Below are 21,557 nucleotides of genomic sequence, written 5' to 3' on the forward strand. Positions count from 1 at the left end.
AGTCCTCGCTTCCCGACGTGACCGGCCTCCGCACCCGGGCGGAGGCCGGCGTCGCGGTGCGTCGCTTACCCGAACCGCTTGGGGTTCGAGTTGCCCGGGTTGGCCAGGTTGTGGATCTCCCACCCGTATCCCGGGCTGTCGCTGTCGTGCGCCTGCTGGCGTACGTACTCGCCGCGACTGGTGCCGCCCGGGTAGCAGTCGGTCTGGTTGCAGGCCTTCACTTCCTGGCCCCAGTTGTCGGCCGGAGCGGCCAGGGCCGGGGCAGCGCCCGGCAGTCCCATTCCCATGGCGAACGTGGAGATGACGATTGCTCGCTTGACGGATCGCTTCAACGGTCCTCCTCGGATCCACCTGCGTGGACTGGTCGTCCAGCCGGAAACATTCTCGGATCCAAACATGTGACCGCCGGCAGACTGCCGAGACGCGCCGAGAGCCGACCGGGCGCCACGTGGCAGCCACACCAAGCCTCGACCGTGATCTTGCGGGGGTGTGCCGGCCGGTGCGCCGCCCCGGCTACTTCGCGTGGCTACGAGGCCCGCGAGGGGGTAACCGCGTTGGCGCACCGGCGGGTGCTCACTGATTCTGGGTCAACTGGAAGCAGGCGACGTCGTACTGCGCAACAGATTTGGGGTTCTTCGAGTTCTGCGGCTGCTCCCCCGCGTAGTGCAGCCCTGCGATGCCGCCGTCCAGCCGGAACGGGGAGCCGGGGCCGGGGGCGTTGGCGGACGCCGGCCTGATCGCGGCGTCTTCCTCGCCACACTCCTTCGACGGCTGGCCCGTTTGACCGGGGGAGTGGGGGTTGGCGGCGAAGGCCGCACCGCCGGTCGCGGCGAGCCCCAGCGCGAGTACGCCGCTGCTGGCACAGACCAGTGCCGCACGTGCAAGAGTCTTCATATCGTCCTCTCGTGTTGTTGTGGACAGTTCCGGAGCCGGCCCACGGGTCGACGCGCCACACGGACGCAGCCGGCGTCGCGGGATCCGGCCCTCGGTCGAGCCTCGAAGCTATGACCGTTTTGCCCGCTGCGCAGCCGATTGCGGAGTTTCTCCCCGCGATATGCCTACTCAACCGAACGGGATGCGCGTCCGGCTTATCGGGTGGCCGGGCCGCGCCATCAGCGACGCCAGCGCAGCGGGCCGGGGTGCACCGTCCACAGCAGTCGCCGCCACCCGGGTCGGGCGGCGCGCAGCGCCGCGACGTACCCGCCGGCCAGCGCCGCCGCCCGGTCCGCCTGGTCGGGGGTCGCCATGCCCGGGGCGAACGCCACCTCATTGAGCAGCCCGGCCAGCTCCTCGACGTCCCCGCCCGGCATCCCGGCGCCCGCCTCGCCGGAGCCGGACGCGGCGTCGCCGTCCGGCGCGCCGGACGGAACCACCGGACCGCCGTTACCGGCCAGCGCCGCGCCGGCCCGGGCCAAGGTACGGCGGGCCTGCTCGGCCACCTCGGCCGCGGCCAGGTCGTCGCCGACCGGGTGCCCGGACAGCCGCAGCGCGTCGGTCAGCTCCCGCCAGGCGCCGGCGATCCGCCGGCCGGGGTCACCCCGCTCCAGCCGGTCCCGGGTCAGCTTGCGGCGCAGCCCCGCCAGGGTCAGCAGCACCAGCCCGACCAGCAGCACCAGCCCGCCGGCGCCGCCGCCGACCAGCACCGGCGCACCCGGGCCCCGCCGGCCGCCCGCCGGGGCGGGCGCGGCCGCCGCCGGGGGCGTCGCGGTGGGCTCCAGCGTCGGCTCCGGCACCTCCGACGGGGGCGGGTCGTCCGGGGTCGGGCGGAAGTCCTCCTCCACCGAACGGGGTTCCTCATTCGGCCGGGGCATCGGGTCGAACGGCACCCAGCCGACGCCCTCGAAGAGCACCTCCGGCCAGGCGAACGCGTCCGCCGCCCGGACCGGCCCGTCGCCCTTCGGCGCGAAGCCCACCACCACCCGGGTCGGCAGGCCGGCCAACCGGCCCAGCACCGCGAACGCCGCCGCGAACTGCTCCGAAGTGCCCCGCTGCCCGCCGCCGTTGCGCGGTCCGAACAGGAAGAACGCCAGATTCGGGTACGCGTGCCCGCTCGGCGCGTCCGCGGTCACCCGGTAGTGGTCGGCCAGGAAGGCCTCGATCGCCGCGGCCCGCGCGTACGGGGCGCCGTTCTCCTCGGCGAGCTGAGTGGCCAGCCGGCGCAGCTGCTCCGGTGCCCCGTCGGGCACCCGCAGCACCCGGGCCACCGCCTCCCCGGCCGGCACGTTCGCCGTCGCGAGCAGGTTCGAGTCGGGGCGCTCCCGCACCGAGGTGACCGCGTACCGCAGCCCCGGAGCCAGCCCCTCCGGGCGAATCAGCGTCCCCGTCGCCGGGTCGTACGCCACCCGCGCGCCGGTCACCTCGCGCGGCGTCGGCACCGCCGGCAGCAGCCGCCCGGTCAGGTCGGCCACCGTGATCTCCTGCCGGACCGTCTCCGTGGTGGCCCCGGGCACCGGCTCCGCCGCGGGCAGGATCCGCCCCGCGTTCCGGTACGTCGCCCCGACCCGCCAGGTCACCCCGTCGTAGTCGCTGAGCACCGCCAGCCGGATCCGCTTGTCGCCCTGCTCCGGCGCGCCGGCCTCGGTCCGCACGTCGAGGAGCTTCTGGTCCGGGTTCAACGCCCAGCCGGAGATCCGGATCAGCGGGTTCTCGTCCAGCGACTCCACCCGCGGCGGCTCGACGTACCGGCGCGGGTCGACCGGGCGGTCCTCGACCTGGCCGGCGACCACCGGGGCGAGCAGGGCGGCCAGCGCCACCACCACCGCCACCCCGGCCGTGCTCGCGGCGAACAGCCGCAGCCGCACCGCCGCGCGTACCGCCGGAGCGAGACCGGCCACCGGGTCGCCGCCGGCCGGAACGTCCCGCCGGGACGGCACCGCCAGGCCGGCCGCGGCGACCGCCGCGAAGACCACCGTCGGCCCGATCGCCGGGCCCGCGTTCGGCCCGACCACGTAGACCACGCCCGCGTAGAGCAGCACCGGCGGCAGGTAGCCGAGCAGCACCCGGCCCGACCGCAGCGCCACCTCCGCGGCGGCCAGCCCGGCCAGCCAGGCGGCGACCACCGGCACCAGCACCGTGTCCGGCGCCGGCTCCACCGGGATCATCGCGGTGAGCAGCCGCGGGATCGCATTGCGGGCGGCGTCCGCCGCCACCTCGCCGAGGCTCCCCGGCAGCGCGGCATGGCTCGCCGCCAGCCGCAGCGACAGCACCGTCCACCCGGCCAGGGCGGCCACCGACAGGGGCGCCACCAGCCAGGACGGCAACCGGCGAGCGGCCACGCTCACCAGCACCGAGCCCACCGCCGCGCCGACCATCAGGCGGGTCAGCAGCGGATCGGCGTACACCCGGCCCAGCACCACGCCGGCCAGGGCGATCATGGTGATCAGCGCCAGCGGCACCGGCACCGCGCGCAGCACCCGGCCCGCCGCCCCGCCCGGGCCGCCGGCGTGCGGCCCGCCCGGCACGTCCACCGCCGGGCGCGGCGGCGTCACCGTCACCACCGGCGGATCCCGTCCCACTCGGCGGCGAACCCCGCGCCGTCGGCCGCGTCCACCACGACCAGACCCGCCGCCCCGACCGGCATCGGCTCGGCCGCCCCGAACACCCCCACCACCACCGACGGGTACGCCCCGCGCAGCGCGCCGACGTGCCCCAGCTCGCCCCGCGCGCCCGGCCCGGTGAGGAAGACCAGCGTGTCGCCCGACCGTTCCTGCCGCAGCCGACTCATCGCGGTAGGCAGCACGTCCGCCCCGCCGTCCGCCAGGTCCACCGCGGCGAGCCGGTCCATCGGCCCGCTCGCTCCGGCCGGGTCCCCCTCGGGTGGCGCCACCAGCAGCAGGCTCACCGGCAGATCCTCCCGGACCGCGGCGGCCACCACCGACGCGGCCGCCTCGCACGCCGATTCGAACGACTCGGCCAGCCCGTCCACCCGCTCCGGATGGGCACCGGCCCGGTTGTCCAGCACCACCACCATCCGGGGCAGGCTGGTGTCCACGTTCTCCCGCACCATCAGCTCGCCCACCCGGGCGCTGGTCCGCCAGTGCACCCGGCGCAACTCGTCGCCGACCACGTACTCGCGCAGCGAGTCGAACGTGATGGAGCCGTGCGGCACGCTGTCGGTCCGCCCGTCCAGGCTGCGCCCGGCCCCGGTCGGCACCGCCGTCAACGGGTGGATGCGGGGATGCACCCAGACCGGCACCCGGCCCCCGTACGAGCGGGCCAGCGTGACCAGCCCCAGCGGGTCGCGCCGGGTCACCCGCAGCGGCCCGACCGGCACCACGCCCCGGCGGTGCGTCGGCACCTCGTAGCGGACCTCCGTGTGCCGGCCGGGCCGCAGCCGCAGCAGCGGGACCGGCACCAGCCGGCCGCCGCAGCGGTCCTCGGCGACCAGGCTCGCCGCCCGCAGCCGCCCGCCGTTGCGTACGGTCAGCGTCATCGCGGCCGGCTCACCCCGGGCCACCCGGTCCGGGTCGGCCACCCGCTCCACCGTCAACCGGGGCCGCCAGGCGGCGGTGACCAGGGCGTACCCGACGGCCACGGCCGCCGCCACGCCGAGCACGGTCAGCTCCGGGTAGGCGAACCGGAAGCCCACGCCGAGCAGCGCGACGGCGGCGGCGAGCAGCCCGACACCCCGGGCGGTGATCCCCACGGTCCTGCCGTACCGGGTCAGCCCTGCACCGGGGCGGGCTGCCCCGACGGCAGCGGCACCGGCACCGAGGCGACGGCCTGGCGCAGCACCTCGGCGGCGGTCACCCCGCGCACCTGCGCGTCCGGGGTGAGCAGCAGCCGGTGCGCGAAGACCGGCTCGGCCAGGGTCTTCAGGTCCTCCGGCATGATCCAGCCCCGCCCGTCGATCAGCGCGTACGCGCACGCCGCCCGGGTCAGCGCGATGACGCCGCGAGGGCTCACGCCGACCCGCACCTGCGGGTGGTTGCGGGTGGCCGCGGCCAGCCGCACCGCGTACGCGTAGAGCGGCTCGGCGATGTGCACCCGCCCGGCCATCCGCACCATCTCCCCGACGGTGGCGGTGTCGGTGACCGCGCTGAGCGAGTCGGGGGAGCGGACCGTGGCCCCGCGCAGCACCTCGATCTCGACCGCCTCGTCCGGGTAGCCCACCGACAGCTTCACCAGGAACCGGTCGAGCTGGGCCTCGGGCAGCCGATAGGTGCCGTCCATCTCCACCGGGTTCTGGGTGGCCACCACGAGGAACGGCTGCGGCACCGGGTGACGTACGCCGTCCACGGTGACGGTCCGCTCCTCCATCACCTCCAGCAGCGCCGACTGGGTCTTCGGTGACGCCCGGTTGATCTCGTCGGCGATGACGATGTTGGCGAAGACCGGACCCGGGTGGAACTCGAAACCCCGGGTGGCCTGGTTGAAGATCGTCACCCCGGAGACGTCCGACGGGAGCAGGTCCGGGGTGAACTGGATGCGCCGCCACTGACCCTTGACCGTCGCGGCGATCGCCCGGGCCAGAGTGGTCTTGCCCACCCCCGGCACGTCCTCGAGGAGGACATGCCCCTGGGCGAACAGCGCGGTCAGCGCCAGCCGGACCACCTGCGGCTTGCCCAGCACGACCGCGTTGACGTTCTCGGCCAGCCGGGCGGCGAGGGCGGCGAAGCCCTGCACCTCCGGCTGGGTGAGCGGTTCCTGGGTGTTCACGTGCGCGGGTGCTCCTCGATCGGTGGCGGGTCAGCAGGTGGGCAGGAGGTTGATGTTGTCGCCGCCCTCCAGGTTCAGCCAGGCCCACGGGATGTAGTTGCGTCCCGAGTACTCGACCTGCACCCACCAGGTGCTCTGCTTCTGGTTGTTGTAGATCCAGGAGTCGACGTTGTCGCCCTGCCGCTTGCAGTACGCCCGCAGCCGGCTGCCGGGCTTCGCCCAGCCCACCTGCTTCGCGTTGAGCTGCTGCGGGACCGAGAAGATCTCGTTGCCGTTGCGGCCGGCCACGTCGGCGTCGCAGTAGGTGCGCTGATCGCCGCTGGGCCCGTTGTTGCAGGTGGCGATCCCGTACAGCGGGTCGGTGCCCTGGGCCCGGGTGGCGGTGCCGTTGCCGGCCGCGTTGGTGGCGGTCACCGTCACCGTGTACGACGTGCCCGGCGTCAACCCGGTCACCCGCAGGCTGGAGCAGCTGCCGCTGGCGGTCTTCCCGCCGGTGGCGGCCGAGCAGGTCGCCTTCCCGCCGCCGGCGTCCACGGTGAACGACACCGTCACCGAGGTGGTGTCCGCCGACGAGCCGGTCACCGTGACCCGCGGCGCCGCGACCGTGCGGGCGGTGGTGCTGGCCTCCGGGCCGGCACCGGCCTCGTTGACGGCCTTCACCTTCACCGTCACGTTCTGCCCGTCGCCCAGGCCGCCGACCGTGGTCCGGGTGTCGGTCACCTCGCTGGTCTTCCCGGCCACGTCCACCAGGTATCGGGTGACCGGGCGGCCGTTCTCCGCCGCCGGCGCCCACTGCACCGAGACGGTGCCCGGCTGGTCGGCCACCGTGGCCGCCTTCAGCTCGGTGGGCGCGCCCGGAGCGGCGAACGGCACCACCGTGTTGCTCACCGGGGAGGCCTTCGAGCCGGCGCCCTTGTCGTTCACCGAGACCACGGTGAGGGCGTACTGGGTGCCGTACTCCAGCTGACCGGCCGGGATCACCAGCTCGGTCTTCCTCGACTCGCCGGCCGGGGCGGTGGCGCCGGCCGAGGTGGCGGTGACCGCGTACTTCGCGATGGTGTTGCCCTGGCCGTTCGCCGCCGGCCACTTCACCAGCACCGTGCCGTCGGGCCGGGCCTCGGCGGTGACACCGGCCGGCGGGTCCGGCACGGCGGCCGTCGGGGTGACCGGGTTGCTCCTCCGGGACGGCCCGTCGCCCTTGGCGTTGACCGCGTGCACCTCGAACGCGTACGTCTCGCCGTTGGTCAGCCCGGTGATCTCCACGGCGCGCTGGTTGGCGCCCACCTCGTGGCGCTGGCCGGCGCCCTCGACCACGTACTTGGTGATCTCGGCGCCGTTGGCGGCCGCCGCCTGCCAGCTCACCCGCGCCGACGCGTTGCCCGCGGCGGCGGTGACGGCGCGCGGCGCGCCCGGCTTGCCCACCTTCGGCTTCTTCGGCGGAGGCGGCGGCGCGGGAGCCGGCGGCGGGTCCCCGCCGAGCACGTCGTTGGCGTACTTGTTGACCTCACGGACCTGGTTCCGGTCGTCCACCACCTGCGCGGTGGACGAGTTCGGCGGGTTGATGAAGAGGTGGTTCTCGCGGACCTCCAGCTCCATCGGGCCGGGCCGGCCGGAGCCCTTGATGGTGTCCACCAGTTGCCCGTTGGCGTCGAACGAGTAGACGGTGCCGGTGCTCTCGTCGGCGCAGTAGAACCGCCCGGCCCAGGCCACCGCCGGGCTCAGCCCGTCGCCCGCACCGGGGACGGTGAACTGCCGCACGTCGGCGCCGTCGCGCACCACATGCACCTTCCGCTCCCCGGGCACGGTCACCGGCACCTGCGGCCCGCTGGTGCGGGGCGGGAGACTGCCCGGCGCGGAGATGGCGAGGTCGGCCCGCTCGGTCCGGCCGGCCTGGACCGTCACCAGCGAGGCGGAGGTGCGGTCCAGCACCGCGACGCCGTCGTCCAGCGTGGACACCACCAGCTCGTGGCTCGGCTCGGCGACCTCGTACGTCTCGACCCGCTTCGGGCTCAGCCCGCCCGGCGGCGCCCCGCCCGGCGTCTCCGGCAGCTCCGCCGCGGTGACCGCCGACACCGTGCCCTCACTCGGCACGGCGACCCACAGCCGGCCCGTGCCGTCGAACGCCCCACCGGTGATGCCCGGCGGGAAGCGGACCGGCTCACCGACCGGGGTCAGCGCGCGGGGGTCGAGCTGCCGCACGATGCCCTGCACGGCGTCGACCACGAACGCCCCGTTCTCGTGCAGCGCCACGCTCACCCCGAACCCGGGGGCGGTCGGTGTCGTCGCGGTGATCTGCAGGGTGGCCAGGTCCAGCGAGCTGACCTGGCCGGTGTTCAGGTCGCGCAGGATCAGCAGCCGGTCGGTCTGGGCCACCTGCATCTGGTGCCGGCGCCCCCCGGGGACCTCCATCCGGGTGTCCACCCGGGCGGTGACCCCGTTGACCCGGGCCATCTCGCTGCGGGTCGTGCTCCACAACCAGGAGCTCGCGTCGTAGTTGGCCACCGCGTTGTCGGAGGCACCCAGCCCGAGCACGGTCAGCCCCATCGCGGCCAGCAGCGCGGCCACGGTGCCGACGGTGACCAGTCCGCCCCGCATCCGCCGGGAGCGGGGCGCGGGCGCTTCCGCCCCGGTGCTCGTGCCGTCATCGATGGTTGCCACAGCCGGCTGCCTGCTTCCTACTAGTGGCTCATTGCTGAGCGGTTCGGATAATTCGCTCTCCGCTCGGCCAAGGTGGTCGGGCTGGAGTCCTGGACCGGCAGTCTGGTCCGGTGGCGATCGGTCTTGTCCTGCAGGATCTGCTTCACCTTGTGGTGTGGGGTGTGCAGGGCGATGTCGAGGTCGCCGGATCGGTGCAGGATGTTGATCGCGGCGTTCACGTCGGCCTGCCACACCACCCCGCACCAGGTGCAGTGAAACCGGTCACCGCTACGGCGGCCGAACCGGCCGCAGCGGTGACAGGTTTGTGAGGTGTAGGCGGCGTTGACGGGAACGAGCGCAGAACCTCTACGCTCCGACACGTTTCTGAGCGCCTCCGCGATGACTCCCTTGGTCCACACGGCGAGACGCCGGTTGATGTTCTTACCGCCCGGCTTGCGGCCGGCGAACTTCTTGGTGAGGTTTTCGGCGACCACGGTGGCGGCCTTGTCGACGACCTCGTGCACGGCGGTGAAGATCTCCGTGCGCACTTGCGCGCGGTGCCGGGCGGCCTGCCGGTCCCGCTTCACGGTCCCGAGGTTGTTGGCCTTGATTCGGTGCGCTTTCGCGTGGTCACCGCGCATCGCGGCGTTGTTAGCGATCGAGCGCAGCTTCGCCCGACGCCGGTTGCGCTCCTTCAGCCGGTCCGACTCGCTGGACAGCAGTTGGCCGAGTCCGGTGCCGTGGTGGTCGCCGTCGGAGTCGGTCAGGGCCTCGGTGTAGCCCTTGTCCACGCCGATGCTCCGGTCCCCGGGCGGCCGCTGCGACGACCGCATATGCGAGGCGTCGATCTGGTAGTGCACCTCAACCCGACCGCCGCGCAGGATCAGCCGCAGCGTGCCCGTCGGAGCGACCGTCGTGGACAGCGGGATCTTGACCATCTTGCGGGGCTCGAGACCGGGAATGGCCAGCCACAACCGGCCCCGCCCGTCGACGATCGTGTTGTACTTGTCGGCGCGTACGACGATCTGATTGTGCGTGCGGTTGCGGCCACGCTTCCAATGCTTGCGCATCTGCCGAGCCAGGAACCGATCGGCAGCCCACCGGTCAGTCATCAACGCGGTGAACATCCGCTTACGCTCGGCCGGATCGTTGGTGCGTCCGGTGATCGCCCGCCGGACCTCGACCTTCGCCGCTGCCAGGTTCGCTCGGATGTCGGCCATGGCGTCGCGGACGGTCTCCTTCCACGCATTCGCCAACACCCCGAACTGCACATGCGTGCCGTCAGCCAGCCACCGATCCCGCACCTGCCGATCCCTTAACCCGGCCCCGACACCGTTGATCGAGTCGTAACGCTGCCACACCTCACGACGCACCCAACCCAACCGACGGGCCTGCTCCACCATGGCGGCGTACTTTCCCGGGTTCAGTCGGGCGGAGTAGGCGATGCGGGTGACCTTCATTGATCATCCCCCACGGTCAGAAAGGAAAGCAACCACAAGTCGCTGCTCCCCGTGTCGGTGTGGGAGGTGCCCATGCACGGTCGACCCTCCCCAGAGCCGGGAGCCATCATAGGGGCCGGCCGAGGAGCGTGTAACCCGTACCGTCCCGCCGTGGACACCGAGCGTGTCCTCGGTGGAGACCGGTCAGCGGGGCGGGTTACCAGCCTTCCGATCGGTGCAGACCTGCCCCGAGGTGGCGTAGCTGTCCGTCGCGTAGACCGCCAGCACCGTGAAGCAGTAGTCCAGCTTCGCGCTCAGCCCGTTGACCGTGTATCTGGTCGTGCCCGCATCCACCGTGGCCATCACGCCCAGCTGCTGGCCCGCGCGCCCGCCCGCCACCACGAACGGCACGCCGCCGTCGGTCGGGTCCGTCCAGGTGACCGTGATCGTGGTGGTGTCGTCCTGGAGCCGCAGGTCACCCGGGGGAGGGCCGCTCACCTTCGACTTCGCCGCGGTCGGCGCCGGCCCGGGAGTCGGCGCCGCGTCGCGGTTGAACAGCAGCGCACCCACCCCCACGGCGGCCGCCACCGCGACCACCGCGGCCCCGGCCACAACGGCCACCGTCGTCCGGCTCCGGCCGCGCGGCTCCGGCTCCGCCGCCACCGGGTACGCGGGCGGCTGGTGGAACGGCGCCGGCACCGCCGGCCACCCACCCTGTTCGGGGTACGCCTCCGGGCCCGGCGTCGGGTGCGTCGGCTCGGGGAACTCGAGCAGTTCGTCGTAGACGGGGAGCGCCCGCGGGCCACCTCCATCCGGCCCGGAGTCGGTGGCCTCGGCGGAACCAGGCTGCGGGACGGGTTGATCGTCCTCGTCCGTGGCCGGCTGCGGGCGCGGCTCGGCCGGCCGCTCCACCGGCTGCGACGGGGCCACGCTGCTCCACGGCGGGGCGGTCAAACCCCAGGGCGGCACCGGGGACGCGCTGACCGGCGCGGCGGCCGGCGGCCCACTCACCGGCGGCGGCGCGACCGGCGGGTACCCCGGCCCCGGCGGTGCGCTCACCGGGTACGTGTTCCCCGGCGGGTACCCGGGCCCGGGTGGTGCGCTCACCGGGTACGTGGCCCCTGGCGGGTACCCGGGCCCGGGTGGTGCGCTCACCGGGTACGTGTTCCCCGGCGGGCTGGGCGGGGTGCTGAACGGGGCGTCGGTCTGCGATGGTCCGCTGACCGGTGGTGCGCTGAAGGGTGCAGCGCTGACCGGCGGTGCGCTGAACGGTGGGGCGCTCACCGGCAGGCCGCTGGTCGGAGGTCCGCTGACGGGTGCGCCGCTGACCGGCGGCGGGCTCACGGGAGGTTGACCGACCGGCCCGGTGCTGAGCAGCCCTCCGCTCGCCGGCGCGGCGGTGGACGGTGGGCTGCTCGCCGGCCCGTCACCGAGCGCCTGCGGCTCGGCCGGTTGAACGCCGTGGGCGGGGCCGCTCGTCGGCGGAGCGCTGCCGGGCGGGGCACTGACCGGCGCGCCGGCGGGCGGGCCGTCGGCCGGGGCGGGTGCCCGCTCGCCGGTCGCCTTCGACGCGGTGCGCTCCCTCTCCTCGCGCAGCAACGGCCCGATCTGCTGCACCTGCACGGTCGGGCTGGCCCAGCCGGGAGCGGGTACGGCGTCACCGGACCCGGCCGTCTCGTCCTGCCCTCCGGAGGACAGGTGGTCGGCCCCGTCCGGGGCGGCCGTCGCCGGCCCTGCCAGCGGCGCCGAGGCGGGTGCCGGGGACGGTGGCCCGGCGGCCGGCCGGCTGACCGGAGCAGGCGGTGCGGGAATCGTCGGGGCCGGGGGAAGCGCGTCGGACAGCAGCGGGGCGGAGGTGGGTGCTGGCAACCGTGCCGGCGGAGGCGCCGGCGTGGCGGTCGGGGGCATGGCTGCGGGACCCGGCGCGCCGGAGGTCGGCGTCGCCGGTGTGGGCGGGGCCGGAATGACGGGTGCCGGCGGCAGCGGAGCCGACGGCGCGGCGACGGCCGGCGGTGCCGGGCTCGGCCAGGGCCCGGCCACCGGCGGCGGTGCGACGGGCGGAACGGGCCGTGCCCCGTGCTCTCCGGCGACCGGTGGCGGCGGCAGTGGCGCGGCCGGATGCGGCGCGGCGACCGGTGGCGGCGGCAGTGGCGCGGCCGGGTACTGCGCGGCGACCGGCGGTGGCGCGACCGGCGGCACCGGCCCTGGCGGGGGAGCCGGGACGGCGGGGAACGGCGGCACGGCGGTGACGTGCGGTGGCCTGGCGGCATGCGGGGGCGCGGAGACCGGGGCTGGCGCGGGGACGTGCGGCGGCAGCGCAGCAGCGTGCGGCGGCGCGGAAACCGGCGGCGGGGCGACCGGGACGGTCGAGGGCGGCGGCGCGGGGACCGGGCCCGGGCCGAACGCCGGCCCGGAGACCGGCGCGGACGAGGGGGGTGCCGGGATGACCGGGGGCGGCGGCAGCGGGGCGGAGGCGGGACCCGGACTGGCCGGGGCCGGCGCGGAAACGACCGGCGGTGGCGGCAGCGGCATGCCTGCGCCGTGGGCAGGTGGCGCCCAGGGTCGCGCCGGACCACTGACCGGGCCGGGCGGTGCCCACCCCGTACCGGGGGCGGTGCGCGGGGCGGCCGGAGGCATTGTGCCGGGCGGCGGCGAGACAGCGGGACCGGGCGGAGCGGCCGGGGGCATCGTGTGGGGCGGCGGCGGGACAGCGGCTGCGGGCGGGGCGGCCGGGGGCTGGTGCGGCACCGGCACAGGCGGCATCGAGACCGTGGGCCCGGTCAGCGCGGCGCCGCCCGACAGGGGCGCGGGAGCGGCGGCGGAGCCGCCGAGATACTGCCGGGCCGCGCGTACCGCGGGGTGTTCCGGACCGAGCACCGCGGGCCCGGCGGTGGCCACGCGGGCGTAGTTGCGGCGGGCCTCGTGCCGGTTGCCGAGTTCCTCCGCGACGCCGGCCAGGTCGAAGCTGAGCGCGAGCATCAGCGGATCGGCCTGGCCGCGACGACGCTCGCCGGCCGCGTACGCCTCCTCCAGCACCCGCCGGGCGGCGGCCGGGTCGTCGGCCTCCCGGTGCAGCCGGGCGAGCAGGTGGCCGGTGGCCAGCACGTCGGGGTGGTCCTCCCCGTACGCCGGCCGGGTCGCCGCGATCGCGTCGGCGAGCAGGCGGCGGGCGGTGGCCAGATCACCCGCCGAGCGCAGGGCGAGGGCCTGATGTTGAGCGGCGGTCAGGGGGGCGGGGTGGGACACGTGAGCAATGCTGCCCGGAATGGGTGCCCGGACGCTACCCGGCCCGGCCTATCCAGGATCGCCTTCCATGGGGTATCCCCGACCAGCCCTGCTGAGCTGCGGAAACGCGATGCGCGGATGGCGATGTGCATGATCCATCTGTGCCGTGTACAGTAATGCCCCGTGCGGCCCACCGGGGCGGCCGAACCGGTGAGAAGATCACCTCGGTCGGCAGGGTAGGCTGGACGAGCAAGTCCGGGTGGCGGAATGGCAGACGCGCTAGCTTGAGGTGCTAGTGCCCGTATAGGGCGTGGGGGTTCAAGTCCCCCCTCGGACACAAACCATTACCCCACGGTGCGCGCTTAGATCCACTGAAGCGCGCACCGTTTGCGTTTCCGGCTGGTAGGTGAGCCGAAGGCCGAGTTGGCGGTAGACCTCGGCCTTGTCCGCAGGGTCGGCATCGCGAAGGGCCGCGGCGATATCGCCGAGGGCTGTCACCAGGTCTCTGATTTCCGCTCGGCTCATCTGGCGTGGGCTGTTGCCCGCGTTGGCGTCAAGCTCTGCTTCGGCGCGGGCGCGTTCGGTCTGGGTTTGAGCGATCCACCCGGTGACTACTGCCGGGTCGGCGCCGGCGTCGAGGGCGGCTCGGTAGCGTTCCAGTTTCGCGTCGCATTCGTTGATGATTGTCTGGGCTGCCGTGGCCGGAGCGGGCGGAAGATTTAGGGGTTGGGCGTCGGCGAGCGCGGTGATTGTCTGTTCGATGCGGTGGGGTGTGAAGGCGGAGGCCAGCCAGGTGTCGAGGGGGTCGGTGAGGGCGTCCTCGCGTAGGTACACGTTGCGGGGATGTGGGACCTGATTGGCGAGGGCGTATTCCTGGGGGAAGCGGCAGCGGTAGTAGGCATCGCCGTGGTTGTACTGGCCCTGCATGCGTCGGTCGCAGGCGGCGCAGTAGATCATCCCGCGGAAGACGTACGGGTTGCGGGTGCGCTGCTTGACGTGCTGACCGCCGGTTCCCCGTCCGCGCCGTTGCAGGATTGCTTGGACCTGCTCGAACGTCGCATCGTCGATGAGCGGCTCGTGGATGATCTCCTTTGAGACCACCCACTTGTCTCGAGTGTTCCAGCGCATGACGCCGGTATGGCCCATTGCCACATCGTCGACGTCGAGCAGCACCTCGTCGGTGCGTTGCTTGTTCCACACCTGCCGCCCGGTGTAGCGGGGGTTGGTGAGGATGACCCGAACGGCGCTCTTGGACCAGGCGATTCCGCTGCGGTGCGGGTTGCGGGCGCGGTCATGCGCCGACGGGCAGGGTACGTGATTGGCGGTGAGTCCTTCGGCGATGGCGAAGAGTCCGATTCCGGCGAGGAACTCGGCGAAGATCCGCCGGACGATCGGCGCGGTCTCTTGATCCGGAGTCAAGCCCTTGAGGCGTTTGCCGTCGGCGGCCTTGGCGGGGTTGGGGTGGGGTCCGAGGTCGCGGAGGGTGTAGCCGTAAGGCGGGCGTCCGCCTAGGTAGCGGCCCTCGAGGAGGGTCTGGGCGGTCATGGCGGTGCGGACGCGGAGCTAGATCCGGTTGCGTTCGCCTTTGCTCATGCCGCCGAAGACGGACATGACGAGTTCGTGTGCCTCGTTGTCGGGGTCGATGGGGCCGCTGATCTCGGGCACCCAAAGTTCGACGCTGTAGTGGGCGAACAGGGGCACCGTCAGGCCGAACTGGTTGCCGTAGAACGCCCGGTGGGGTTCGCCAACGACGACGGCGGAGAACCCGCGCCGCGGGTTGCGCAGCGCGGCGAGGAGTTGGTTGGCCTGGGTTCGGCGTTGCCACGGCAGGGAGCGGCTCTGGCCGACGTCGAAGTATTCGGTGACGATGCTGCCGCCGTGGGGCTGGATCAGGGTAGTCGCCCGGGTGAGTTGCCAGCTCCGGGATGATTCGGGGTCCTGGTTGTCCTCGGTCGACACGCGGCCGTAGAAGGCGAAGAGTTTCGGTTGAGGGGTGGTCATCGGTTCTCCTCGTTCGAGTTGTCCGTGCGGCGGTCGTTGACGCGTCTGAGCAGCTTCAGCAGGGCGGCAGCTGCGCCGGGGTGCAGATCGGGTGGCTGGCCGGGAGCCACCACCTTGGTCAACCCGTTCGTTGCGCGGCCATCGGCGTTGTCGACCGTCCATGGACCGTCGTCTTCGCCGGCCTGGTCAAGTCGCTTGCCTGGTGCCGCGGCCGTTGCCGGATCGGGCTCCTTGCGTTGCTGATGTTGGTCATCGGGCGGCAGCGTCATGCGCCTCCGTCCGGCGGTTGGCCCGGCCGAGACACGCGTCGGTGAGCGTGCATCGTTCGCTCCTTGGCCTCCGCGACCCCGATGCGAAAGAGGGCGGACTGGAGGGCGATGCCAGCAGCGGCTTTGTGAGCGGGTGGGGTGGTGGCGCTGGAGCTCGACGCGTCGGCGACTCGCGCCGTGGCGGATGGGTGGGTTGTCATGGAGCGGTCCTCCGAGAGTTGGTCGTGTGCCGGTTGCTCCGGCGGGCATGAAGAAGCGGCCGGTGCCGTCGGGCACCGGCCGCTGGTTGAGCAGGGCGGGCGTTACATCGCTGCGGTTGTCATGTCCCTTGGCAGCCTCGGCCTGGGCGAGCGCTGCTTGATGGCGGGGCTTGCTGCTGCGCGTCTGGGTGAACTGGCAATGCTGTGGAGAGCACTTTCTTCACACCGAAGAGGTCACTGGTTCGATCCCAGTATCGCCCACCACCGATATATGCAGGTAGAAAGCCCGTCGCCGGAGCCACCGGTAACGGGCTTCTCCAATCTTGCCCCTTAAATTGGGAGCAGATTGGGAGCAGGGCGTTGATGATGCTGTATCGCGTTCCCGAACGGGCGCTGGGCAGGTGGTGTCTGGCGGGGGTGGTCGTACAACGATCTTCACTAGCGGCAAGATCGTAAAAAGACCCTCATAGCGCCCCTGCCTCAGTTGTGGACTCGTGGTGGATCGAGAAGATGTCGCCACGGGTAACGGGCGTCGCCCTCCGGGTTTGTCCGGGCTGGTAAGCGTTGCGGGGAATCTCGATGGCCGGCGTCGGCACAGCACCTGCCTGCCTCGACTTATGTGGCCACGTAGGAGGACCTTGCCCACTCCGCTACCAAATGGCCGCAGTGTGTCTCACCTGAAGGCACTGAAAGCGAGTGACGTACGACCAGCCTGACCGGCCCGCGGCTGGCGGACCTGGCCGAGGGGGTACGGCAGCCATTCCAGACCAAATCCCCGGCCGCCTGTTCTCCGCCGGTTCCACGGGCAGCGAAGCGGAGGGCGGCCAGGTGGAGCCTGAGCGCGCCGCCCGCCTCGGCGCCGGGCGGGGCTGGAGCGGCATGCGGTCGCGAGCAGAGGAAGGCGGCTGCGGCTGCGGCTGCGCGGCGGGTGCGGATCATCCGGGCACCGTACCGACAGGCCTGCATGGAGGGTGTCCCACAGATGACACCGAAACGGGCCCGTCTGGCGGGCCGTAGCCCTGCTCTGGTCAACCGGGGGCGGAGGTGAGTCCGTCACCACGATCCGCTCAGCCTTCGCCGCGTCTACCTCTACACCACCGCCGATGAACCGTTCGACGGTCATCGCCCCGACGTTGACGTGCCTAACGAGGGCTCAGGGGTGAGCGTTCGTGCGCACCGCATCGTGCTCCAGCCCTCGGCTTCCGCCAAGCCGCGAGGAGCCCTCACGACGGCAAGGAGTAAGGGGAGGCTAAGCCCTGCAGCCACCCGCTCATCGCAGGAACATGGAGAAATCTGGAACTTGCTGGAACATGCCGAAGCGTCTACAGTGGGCCCATGGCTGAATCTCTCGACGATCTCGAGGTGCGCATCGACGAGCTGCGCGCAGCCGTGCGTCGTGTCCTGATGGCCGGTGATCGGGCCGAGGCGCGGCGTCTGCGATCCGAACTTCGTCAGGCGGAGGCGCAGTGGGATGACGCGCTCCTGGCGATCGAACCGGAAAAGCTGGCTTCGCAACCGCGGACCGGGCCGCAGGACGCCGCGACCCTGCTGCCGATTCGTGACCAGGTCCACCAGGCTTTGACCTTTTTGAGCGTGCCGGCGGCGCCGAAGCTCATCGTCGCCCTGCACCAGGCGGTCTTCGCTCAAGCCTTGAACGGGCAGCAGCTGACGAGCCTCCGCCGAGACGAGGAAAGATCCTTCAAGACGGCGCCGTGGGCTCGGCCGTACTACCTGTGTGCCGCCCTGACCGCTGACCGACTCTCGCCCGCCCGCGGCCTCCTGGCCGTATCCACCTGGCCGCTTGCCACCCGCATCGTCGGGCCGCTGAGTCCCAGGGTTCACTTCCTGACCTCGGCGATCCGTGTCGCCGAGCACCTGAGCCATCCGGACTGGGCGACTCTGCCCGCCCGGCGCCTGTTGTGGCAGTTCGCTGCCAACATTCCCGGCGGCGCCACCTCTTTCGACACGATGAGGCCGGACGCCGTGCGGCGTGCGGCCCAGGCCGAGCTGGAAGTTCATCTTGACGCCGACCTGTCGCAGCGCGAGGCGGCAGCCAGGCGCGCAGTCGACCAGCTCGACGATCTTCACCAGCTGTTCGGCGCCGCTCTCAAGGTGGCGTCGCATGTTGCGAGCGACACCTGATCTTGAATCCGCACTTCCCACGCGAAGGAAGAGCACGTGAAAGAACTGACGGCGCGTCTTGACGCGCTGCGGGGGGACACTGAACCACAAAGCCTCGACGCCAGGGCTATCTCGGCGATCGTCGGTAACCCGGGCTGCGGCCGCCGGAATCTGCTGGATGCGGCTGGCATCGACAAGGACGCACTGGCCCGAGCCATCCGGCACCCCATGTACGCCAAGCCGTCGCGGATGGTGCTTGCCCGAGGCGCCCAGTTCGAAGCCCAGGTCAAGGCGAGCGGCGGTGCGCAGCTGCTGACGTTGCTGCGGGAGGACATCGGGCTATCCATTCCGGAAGCCGAACACGAAGACTTGAAGACCGTCGGAGGAAACGAGGGCAAGCTGGCCCGGTACCGCAACACGGTTCAGCGGCTGACGGCTGTGGCCCACTCGGCGCAGGACGGTGGAACGCTGTTCGACCACCCCTATCTGAAGATCACGGTCGCGGGTTACGACGTCTTCCTCGAGCCCGATCTGGTGGCTGTGAAGTCGGGCGGGAAGTTCTACATCGTCGAGGTCAAGTCGTTCTCGGTGATCGACGGCCAGGCGCCTGCGGCCGCGGTGGAAGGCGCAGAGTTGCAGGCCGCGGTCTACGTCTACGCCCTTCGGGAACTGCTTTGTTCCGACGGGTTCGGCGAGGACCTGGTGGCGGACGAGGCGATCTTCGTGTGCCCGCAGAACTTTATCAACAAGCCGTTCGCGGCCCGGGTCAACGTCCGGAACCAAGTCGCGGCGGTCCGGCGGATGCTCAAGCGGATGCACGACCTCGACACCATTCTGTCGAACCTGCCGGCAGGGTTAACGTTCGCTCTGCGTGGCCCGGCCGGTTCCCGCTCCGCCGAGGAGCTGAAGGCGGGCCTGCGTCTGGTGCCGGCACGCTACGCGCCGTCGTGCCTGGACACCTGTGAGATGGCGCGGTTCTGCCGCTCCGAGGAACAAAGTTCCACGGCGGTGCTCGGCCGGCAGGTCCGTGAGGAACTGGGGCTGGACACGATCGGTGAGGTCGTCGGTCTGGCTCGCGGTAACCGCCTTCCTGGCCCGGACCAGGTCGAACAAGCTGAGTTGCTGCGGCGGGCCCAACAGTATCGGGACGAGTTGCTCGGGAGCTTGACGTGAGCCTGCTGACGTCCCTGGCCCGCGCCCATGCCAGCGACCAGGCGGTGGCACAGCGCCTGACGACCGTCCGGCATCTCTATGTGAGCAATGAGCCGCTGGTGCTCGTGCCGTTGGCCATGGCGGGCGAGGCCCACGCCCCGCTCGCCGTCATGATTGGCACCAGCCCTGATACACCGGAGCTGTTGACGGTTGCGCAGCCCCGGAACCGTGACCAGCAGGTTGCCTTCGCCTATGAGCTGGCCAAGATCCTCGCCGCCTACATCACGCCGCGCACCAACCGGCGTCTTCCGGTGCGCGCCGGCGCGTCCGGCGTCCAGTACCGGTGCACAGACGCACCGCAGGTGTGGGTACCGAACCGCGCCGGCGTGGAGTTCATCCGGATCCTCGGGCGCTCCACCCGGTTGCGAAGGAGTACAGGCGAGTGGGCCGTGCCACGCAACATCCCGGTCATGGGCAAGTGGCTGACGTTCCTCGCCGACCGTGCCGAGTATGCCGGCTCCGCCATGCTGGTCGCGGCGACCGACGCGCTGACCCTGCATTGGGCAACCGGGCAGAGCACCGAGGAGGACCAGCATCTTCCCGCTGTACTCGGCTGGATCGCGCCGCCACCCGGGATGACCGGGCGGGATGCCGCGCGCGCCTGCGAGAATCCGTTGAAGGTACCGCCTGCCGGACCAGCCACGGACCCGTCGTTCGACAACGGCATCCTCGAGCCGCTGCTCGCCGCCTACCACCAAGCGGCAAGCCCGGCAGCGTCGCGCATCGCCGAGGACAAGATCCGCAAGGAGTTGCGAAAGCAGCTCGACGGCACCTGGCATCGGATGTGGCAGGCGATCACCCTGCTGCGTGACCCCTCCCTTCCGGCCGGTGCTCATGTCGGTGTTCGCTGGGAACGGGACCTTGATGCTTTCACGCAGACCGCCGACTGGATCGCGACCAGCCCTGGTGCGCAGCCCAAACGCGACTCGGCGGTGTACGCCGCCCAGCGCCTGTACTGGCTGGAACGGGCCCAGCAGCAGTACGACGCGGAACGCGCCTTCGACGACCCGATGGTGATGGCCGAGGCTCGGATGATCGGTGAGGCGTTCGTCGGTACCGTCATCGCCGCTATCCCGAACCGGCGCGTCGGCAGGAGCCTGCGGCCACTGATCACCGTGTCGACCACCGACGCGATCAGCCTCGCCGCCGGCGAGAGCGGTCTGCGCCGGCCCGAGTTGCTGGACCAGAAGACCACCGTCGTCTCTGTGACCCGTGACGGCGATACGGCGATGGTCGAGCTAGAACTTCGCGAGGGCATGGGCAGCGGGCGTGAACCACGGCCCGGCACCGTCCCCGCCGTAGGGGACCCCGTGTGCTACAGCCTCTTCAGAGACGACTACCGCCGGGCGCCGACGCTGCCGCGCAAGGAGGACACCCCGTGGACTCATGGCGGCCCGCCCAAGCCATACCTGCCGACGGAGCAGGATGCCCAGGAGCCGTGGTCATGACCGTCACCTATGTCCCGCCCACCGCAGTCCTCGACGTACTTCGGTTATTGACCGAGGGTCCGCAGCCTGGCGTGGTGCTCAACTCACCCCCCGGAGCCGGCAAGAGCACCGCCGTCACCTACATGGCTCACCACCTGGCCCGGCACGGCGACCAGGTGCGCGTCGTTGCACAAACCAACTCCCAAGTCGACGACCTTGTCGCCAAAGTCGCCGCTGTGGATCCTGGGATCACCGTCGGCCGATACACCGCCTACGGCTACCCGGTGCCGGCCACCCTCGCCGCCCCAAACATCCTGATTGCGAACCGGTTCCCCGATCTGCGTCAGGCAGCCATTGTGGTCGCCACCGCAGCGAAGTGGCTCGACCCCGTCATCACCGAGCGCGGACCGTGGGCGATCATCGACGAGGCGTACCAGATGCGCTCGGACACCCTGCTGCGACTCGCTCCCATGTTCGAACGGGCTGCGTTCGTCGGCGACCCCGGGCAACTCGACCCGTTCTCCGTCGTCAACGTTGACCGATGGACCGGCCTGGCCTGGAATCCCCTGCAGAGCGCGGTGGCAGCCATGCTCGCCAACAACCCGGACATCCCGGAACGGCAGCTACCGCACTCGTGGCGGCTTGCCCCTCACACCGCGACCCCGGTGTCGGACGCCTTCTATCCGTTCGCGCCCTTCGAGTCCGCGCCCGGCCAAGGCGCGCGGCAGATGTGGTTGTCGACCCGCAGCCTTGGCAACAGCCCTGCCGACCGTGCGATCGAGCACGCCGCGGCGAACGGCTGGGCCTTTTACCAACTGCCGCGGCGACACACAGTGCGCACCGACGGTGAAGCGGTCAGCGCCGTCATCGAGCTGGCTGTGCGTGTTCTGGAGCGAGGCACGATGCTGCGCGACGAACGGCACCCCGAGGGGGTTAGGGTCACGCCGGACCGGGTGGCGATCGGTGTGGCACATCGCGACCAGATGGCTGCCATCAAAACCGGGCTGGCCGGCACCCCCTACCCGAACATTCGCGTCGACACCGCGAACCGGCTGCAGGGAAGCGAGTACGACACGGTCATCGTGCTGCACCCGCTGTCCGGGCGCCGCGACGCCACCGCGTTCCACCTCGAATCCGGGCGGCTGTGCGTCCTGACCTCACGGCACCGGCATGCCTGCATCGTTGTCGCCCGCGACGGCATCCCCGACCTGCTGGACGCCCACCCGTCCGCCGACCCGGTGCCCTTCAACACCCAACCGCGCTTCCCCAACGGCTGGGAAGCCAACAACGCCCTGCTTGAACATCTCATTGCCCACCGCATCCGGGCACTCTGAGCCCACCGCCCGGCGCCGTTCGCCGGCCCCATGT

Annotated in this window: 15 protein-coding genes and 1 tRNA gene; 5 read left to right on the top strand and 11 right to left on the bottom strand. The window is 72.0% G+C overall.

What is annotated here, in order from left to right; genetic code table 11:
- Positions 1-65 precede the first annotated feature (65 nt).
- The 8 genes from Q2K19_RS21680 to Q2K19_RS21715 all read right to left on the bottom strand — a co-directional run bounded on the left by Q2K19_RS21680 (position 66) and on the right by Q2K19_RS21715 (position 12,980).
- Positions 66-332, bottom strand: coding sequence for a hypothetical protein (locus Q2K19_RS21680; protein WP_302763262.1), 267 nt, complete (start codon positions 330-332; stop codon positions 66-68).
- A gap of 241 nt (positions 333-573) precedes the next feature.
- Entirely contained in the window at positions 574-894 is a 321-nt protein-coding gene (locus tag Q2K19_RS21685; protein ID WP_302763264.1) for a hypothetical protein, read from the bottom strand.
- A gap of 218 nt (positions 895-1,112) precedes the next feature.
- Complete coding sequence (locus Q2K19_RS21690) at positions 1,113-3,515, bottom strand: transglutaminase family protein (protein WP_446839618.1); 2,403 nt, start codon at positions 3,513-3,515, stop codon at positions 1,113-1,115.
- A complete protein-coding gene (locus Q2K19_RS21695; protein WP_302763265.1) occupies positions 3,491-4,645 on the bottom strand; it encodes a DUF58 domain-containing protein in 1,155 nt (384 codons plus the stop codon). Before Q2K19_RS21695 ends, Q2K19_RS21690 begins: the two co-directional genes overlap by 25 nt.
- Before the next feature lie 17 nt (positions 4,646-4,662).
- Positions 4,663-5,658 (bottom strand): AAA family ATPase, encoded by a 996-nt coding sequence (locus Q2K19_RS21700; protein WP_302763266.1) that lies wholly within the window; start codon positions 5,656-5,658, stop codon positions 4,663-4,665.
- A gap of 30 nt (positions 5,659-5,688) precedes the next feature.
- A complete protein-coding gene (locus Q2K19_RS21705; protein ID WP_302763267.1) occupies positions 5,689-8,316 on the bottom strand; it encodes a fibronectin type III domain-containing protein in 2,628 nt (875 codons plus the stop codon).
- A 20-nt stretch (positions 8,317-8,336) separates the two neighbouring features.
- A complete protein-coding gene (locus Q2K19_RS21710) occupies positions 8,337-9,755 on the bottom strand; it encodes a transposase (RefSeq protein ID WP_302763269.1) in 1,419 nt (472 codons plus the stop codon).
- Between the two features lie 183 nt (positions 9,756-9,938).
- The gene (locus Q2K19_RS21715; RefSeq protein WP_302763271.1) at positions 9,939-12,980 is read right to left on the bottom strand and encodes a tetratricopeptide repeat protein; all 3,042 of its coding nucleotides are present in this window, start codon (positions 12,978-12,980) and stop codon (positions 9,939-9,941) included.
- Positions 12,981-13,212: 232 nt separating this feature from the next.
- Here Q2K19_RS21715 and Q2K19_RS21720 point away from each other — a divergent pair.
- Positions 13,213-13,296 (top strand) — tRNA-Leu (locus Q2K19_RS21720).
- Here Q2K19_RS21720 and Q2K19_RS21725 read toward each other — a convergent pair.
- Genes Q2K19_RS21725 through Q2K19_RS21735 form a run of 3 tightly spaced genes read right to left on the bottom strand, consistent with a single transcriptional unit; the run spans position 13,278 to position 15,229 of the window.
- On the bottom strand, positions 13,278-14,504 hold the full coding sequence (locus Q2K19_RS21725) for a recombinase family protein (protein WP_302763272.1): 1,227 nt from the start codon (positions 14,502-14,504) through the stop codon (positions 13,278-13,280). The two genes, Q2K19_RS21720 and Q2K19_RS21725, sit on opposite strands and share 19 nt — an antisense overlap.
- Positions 14,505-14,522: 18 nt before the next feature.
- Complete coding sequence (locus Q2K19_RS21730) at positions 14,523-14,960, bottom strand: recombinase family protein (protein ID WP_302763273.1); 438 nt, start codon at positions 14,958-14,960, stop codon at positions 14,523-14,525.
- Complete coding sequence (locus tag Q2K19_RS21735; protein WP_302763275.1) at positions 14,957-15,229, bottom strand: hypothetical protein; 273 nt, start codon at positions 15,227-15,229, stop codon at positions 14,957-14,959. Before Q2K19_RS21735 ends, Q2K19_RS21730 begins: the two co-directional genes overlap by 4 nt.
- Positions 15,230-16,764: 1,535 nt before the next feature.
- Here Q2K19_RS21735 and Q2K19_RS21740 point away from each other — a divergent pair.
- Genes Q2K19_RS21740 through Q2K19_RS21755 form a run of 4 tightly spaced genes read left to right on the top strand, consistent with a single transcriptional unit; the run spans position 16,765 to position 21,523 of the window.
- Positions 16,765-17,571 carry a hypothetical protein gene (locus Q2K19_RS21740; protein WP_302763276.1) on the top strand — a complete coding sequence of 269 codons (807 nt, stop codon included), beginning with the start codon at positions 16,765-16,767 and terminating at the stop codon, positions 17,569-17,571.
- A gap of 36 nt (positions 17,572-17,607) precedes the next feature.
- On the top strand, positions 17,608-18,723 hold the full coding sequence (locus Q2K19_RS21745) for a hypothetical protein (RefSeq protein WP_302763277.1): 1,116 nt from the start codon (positions 17,608-17,610) through the stop codon (positions 18,721-18,723).
- Positions 18,720-20,210 carry a hypothetical protein gene (locus tag Q2K19_RS21750; RefSeq protein WP_302763278.1) on the top strand — a complete coding sequence of 497 codons (1,491 nt, stop codon included), beginning with the start codon at positions 18,720-18,722 and terminating at the stop codon, positions 20,208-20,210. The genes Q2K19_RS21745 and Q2K19_RS21750 overlap by 4 nt, the downstream gene beginning before the upstream one ends.
- Positions 20,207-21,523, top strand: a complete 1,317-nt coding sequence (locus Q2K19_RS21755) for an AAA family ATPase (protein WP_302763280.1) — start codon at positions 20,207-20,209, stop codon at positions 21,521-21,523. The genes Q2K19_RS21750 and Q2K19_RS21755 overlap by 4 nt, the downstream gene beginning before the upstream one ends.
- The last annotated feature ends 34 nt before the right edge of the window (positions 21,524-21,557 follow it).

It is taken from the genome of Micromonospora sp. NBRC 110009 (genome assembly GCF_030518795.1).
In the GTDB taxonomy this organism is placed as follows: domain Bacteria; phylum Actinomycetota; class Actinomycetes; order Mycobacteriales; family Micromonosporaceae; genus Micromonospora.

Bases quoted from the DNA above. Each gene is read 5' to 3' on its own strand.
- Q2K19_RS21740 (WP_302763276.1), top strand. From the start codon at position 16,765: ATGGCTGAATCTCTCGACGATCTCGAGGTGCGCATCGACGAGCTGCGC.
- Q2K19_RS21685 (WP_302763264.1), bottom strand. From the start codon at position 894: ATGAAGACTCTTGCACGTGCGGCACTGGTCTGTGCCAGCAGCGGCGTA.
- Q2K19_RS21755 (WP_302763280.1), top strand. From the start codon at position 20,207: ATGACCGTCACCTATGTCCCGCCCACCGCAGTCCTCGACGTACTTCGG.
- Q2K19_RS21725 (WP_302763272.1), bottom strand. From the start codon at position 14,504: ATGACCGCCCAGACCCTCCTCGAGGGCCGCTACCTAGGCGGACGCCCG.
- Q2K19_RS21730 (WP_302763273.1), bottom strand. From the start codon at position 14,960: ATGACCACCCCTCAACCGAAACTCTTCGCCTTCTACGGCCGCGTGTCG.
- Q2K19_RS21710 (WP_302763269.1), bottom strand. From the start codon at position 9,755: ATGAAGGTCACCCGCATCGCCTACTCCGCCCGACTGAACCCGGGAAAG.
- Q2K19_RS21735 (WP_302763275.1), bottom strand. From the start codon at position 15,229: ATGACGCTGCCGCCCGATGACCAACATCAGCAACGCAAGGAGCCCGAT.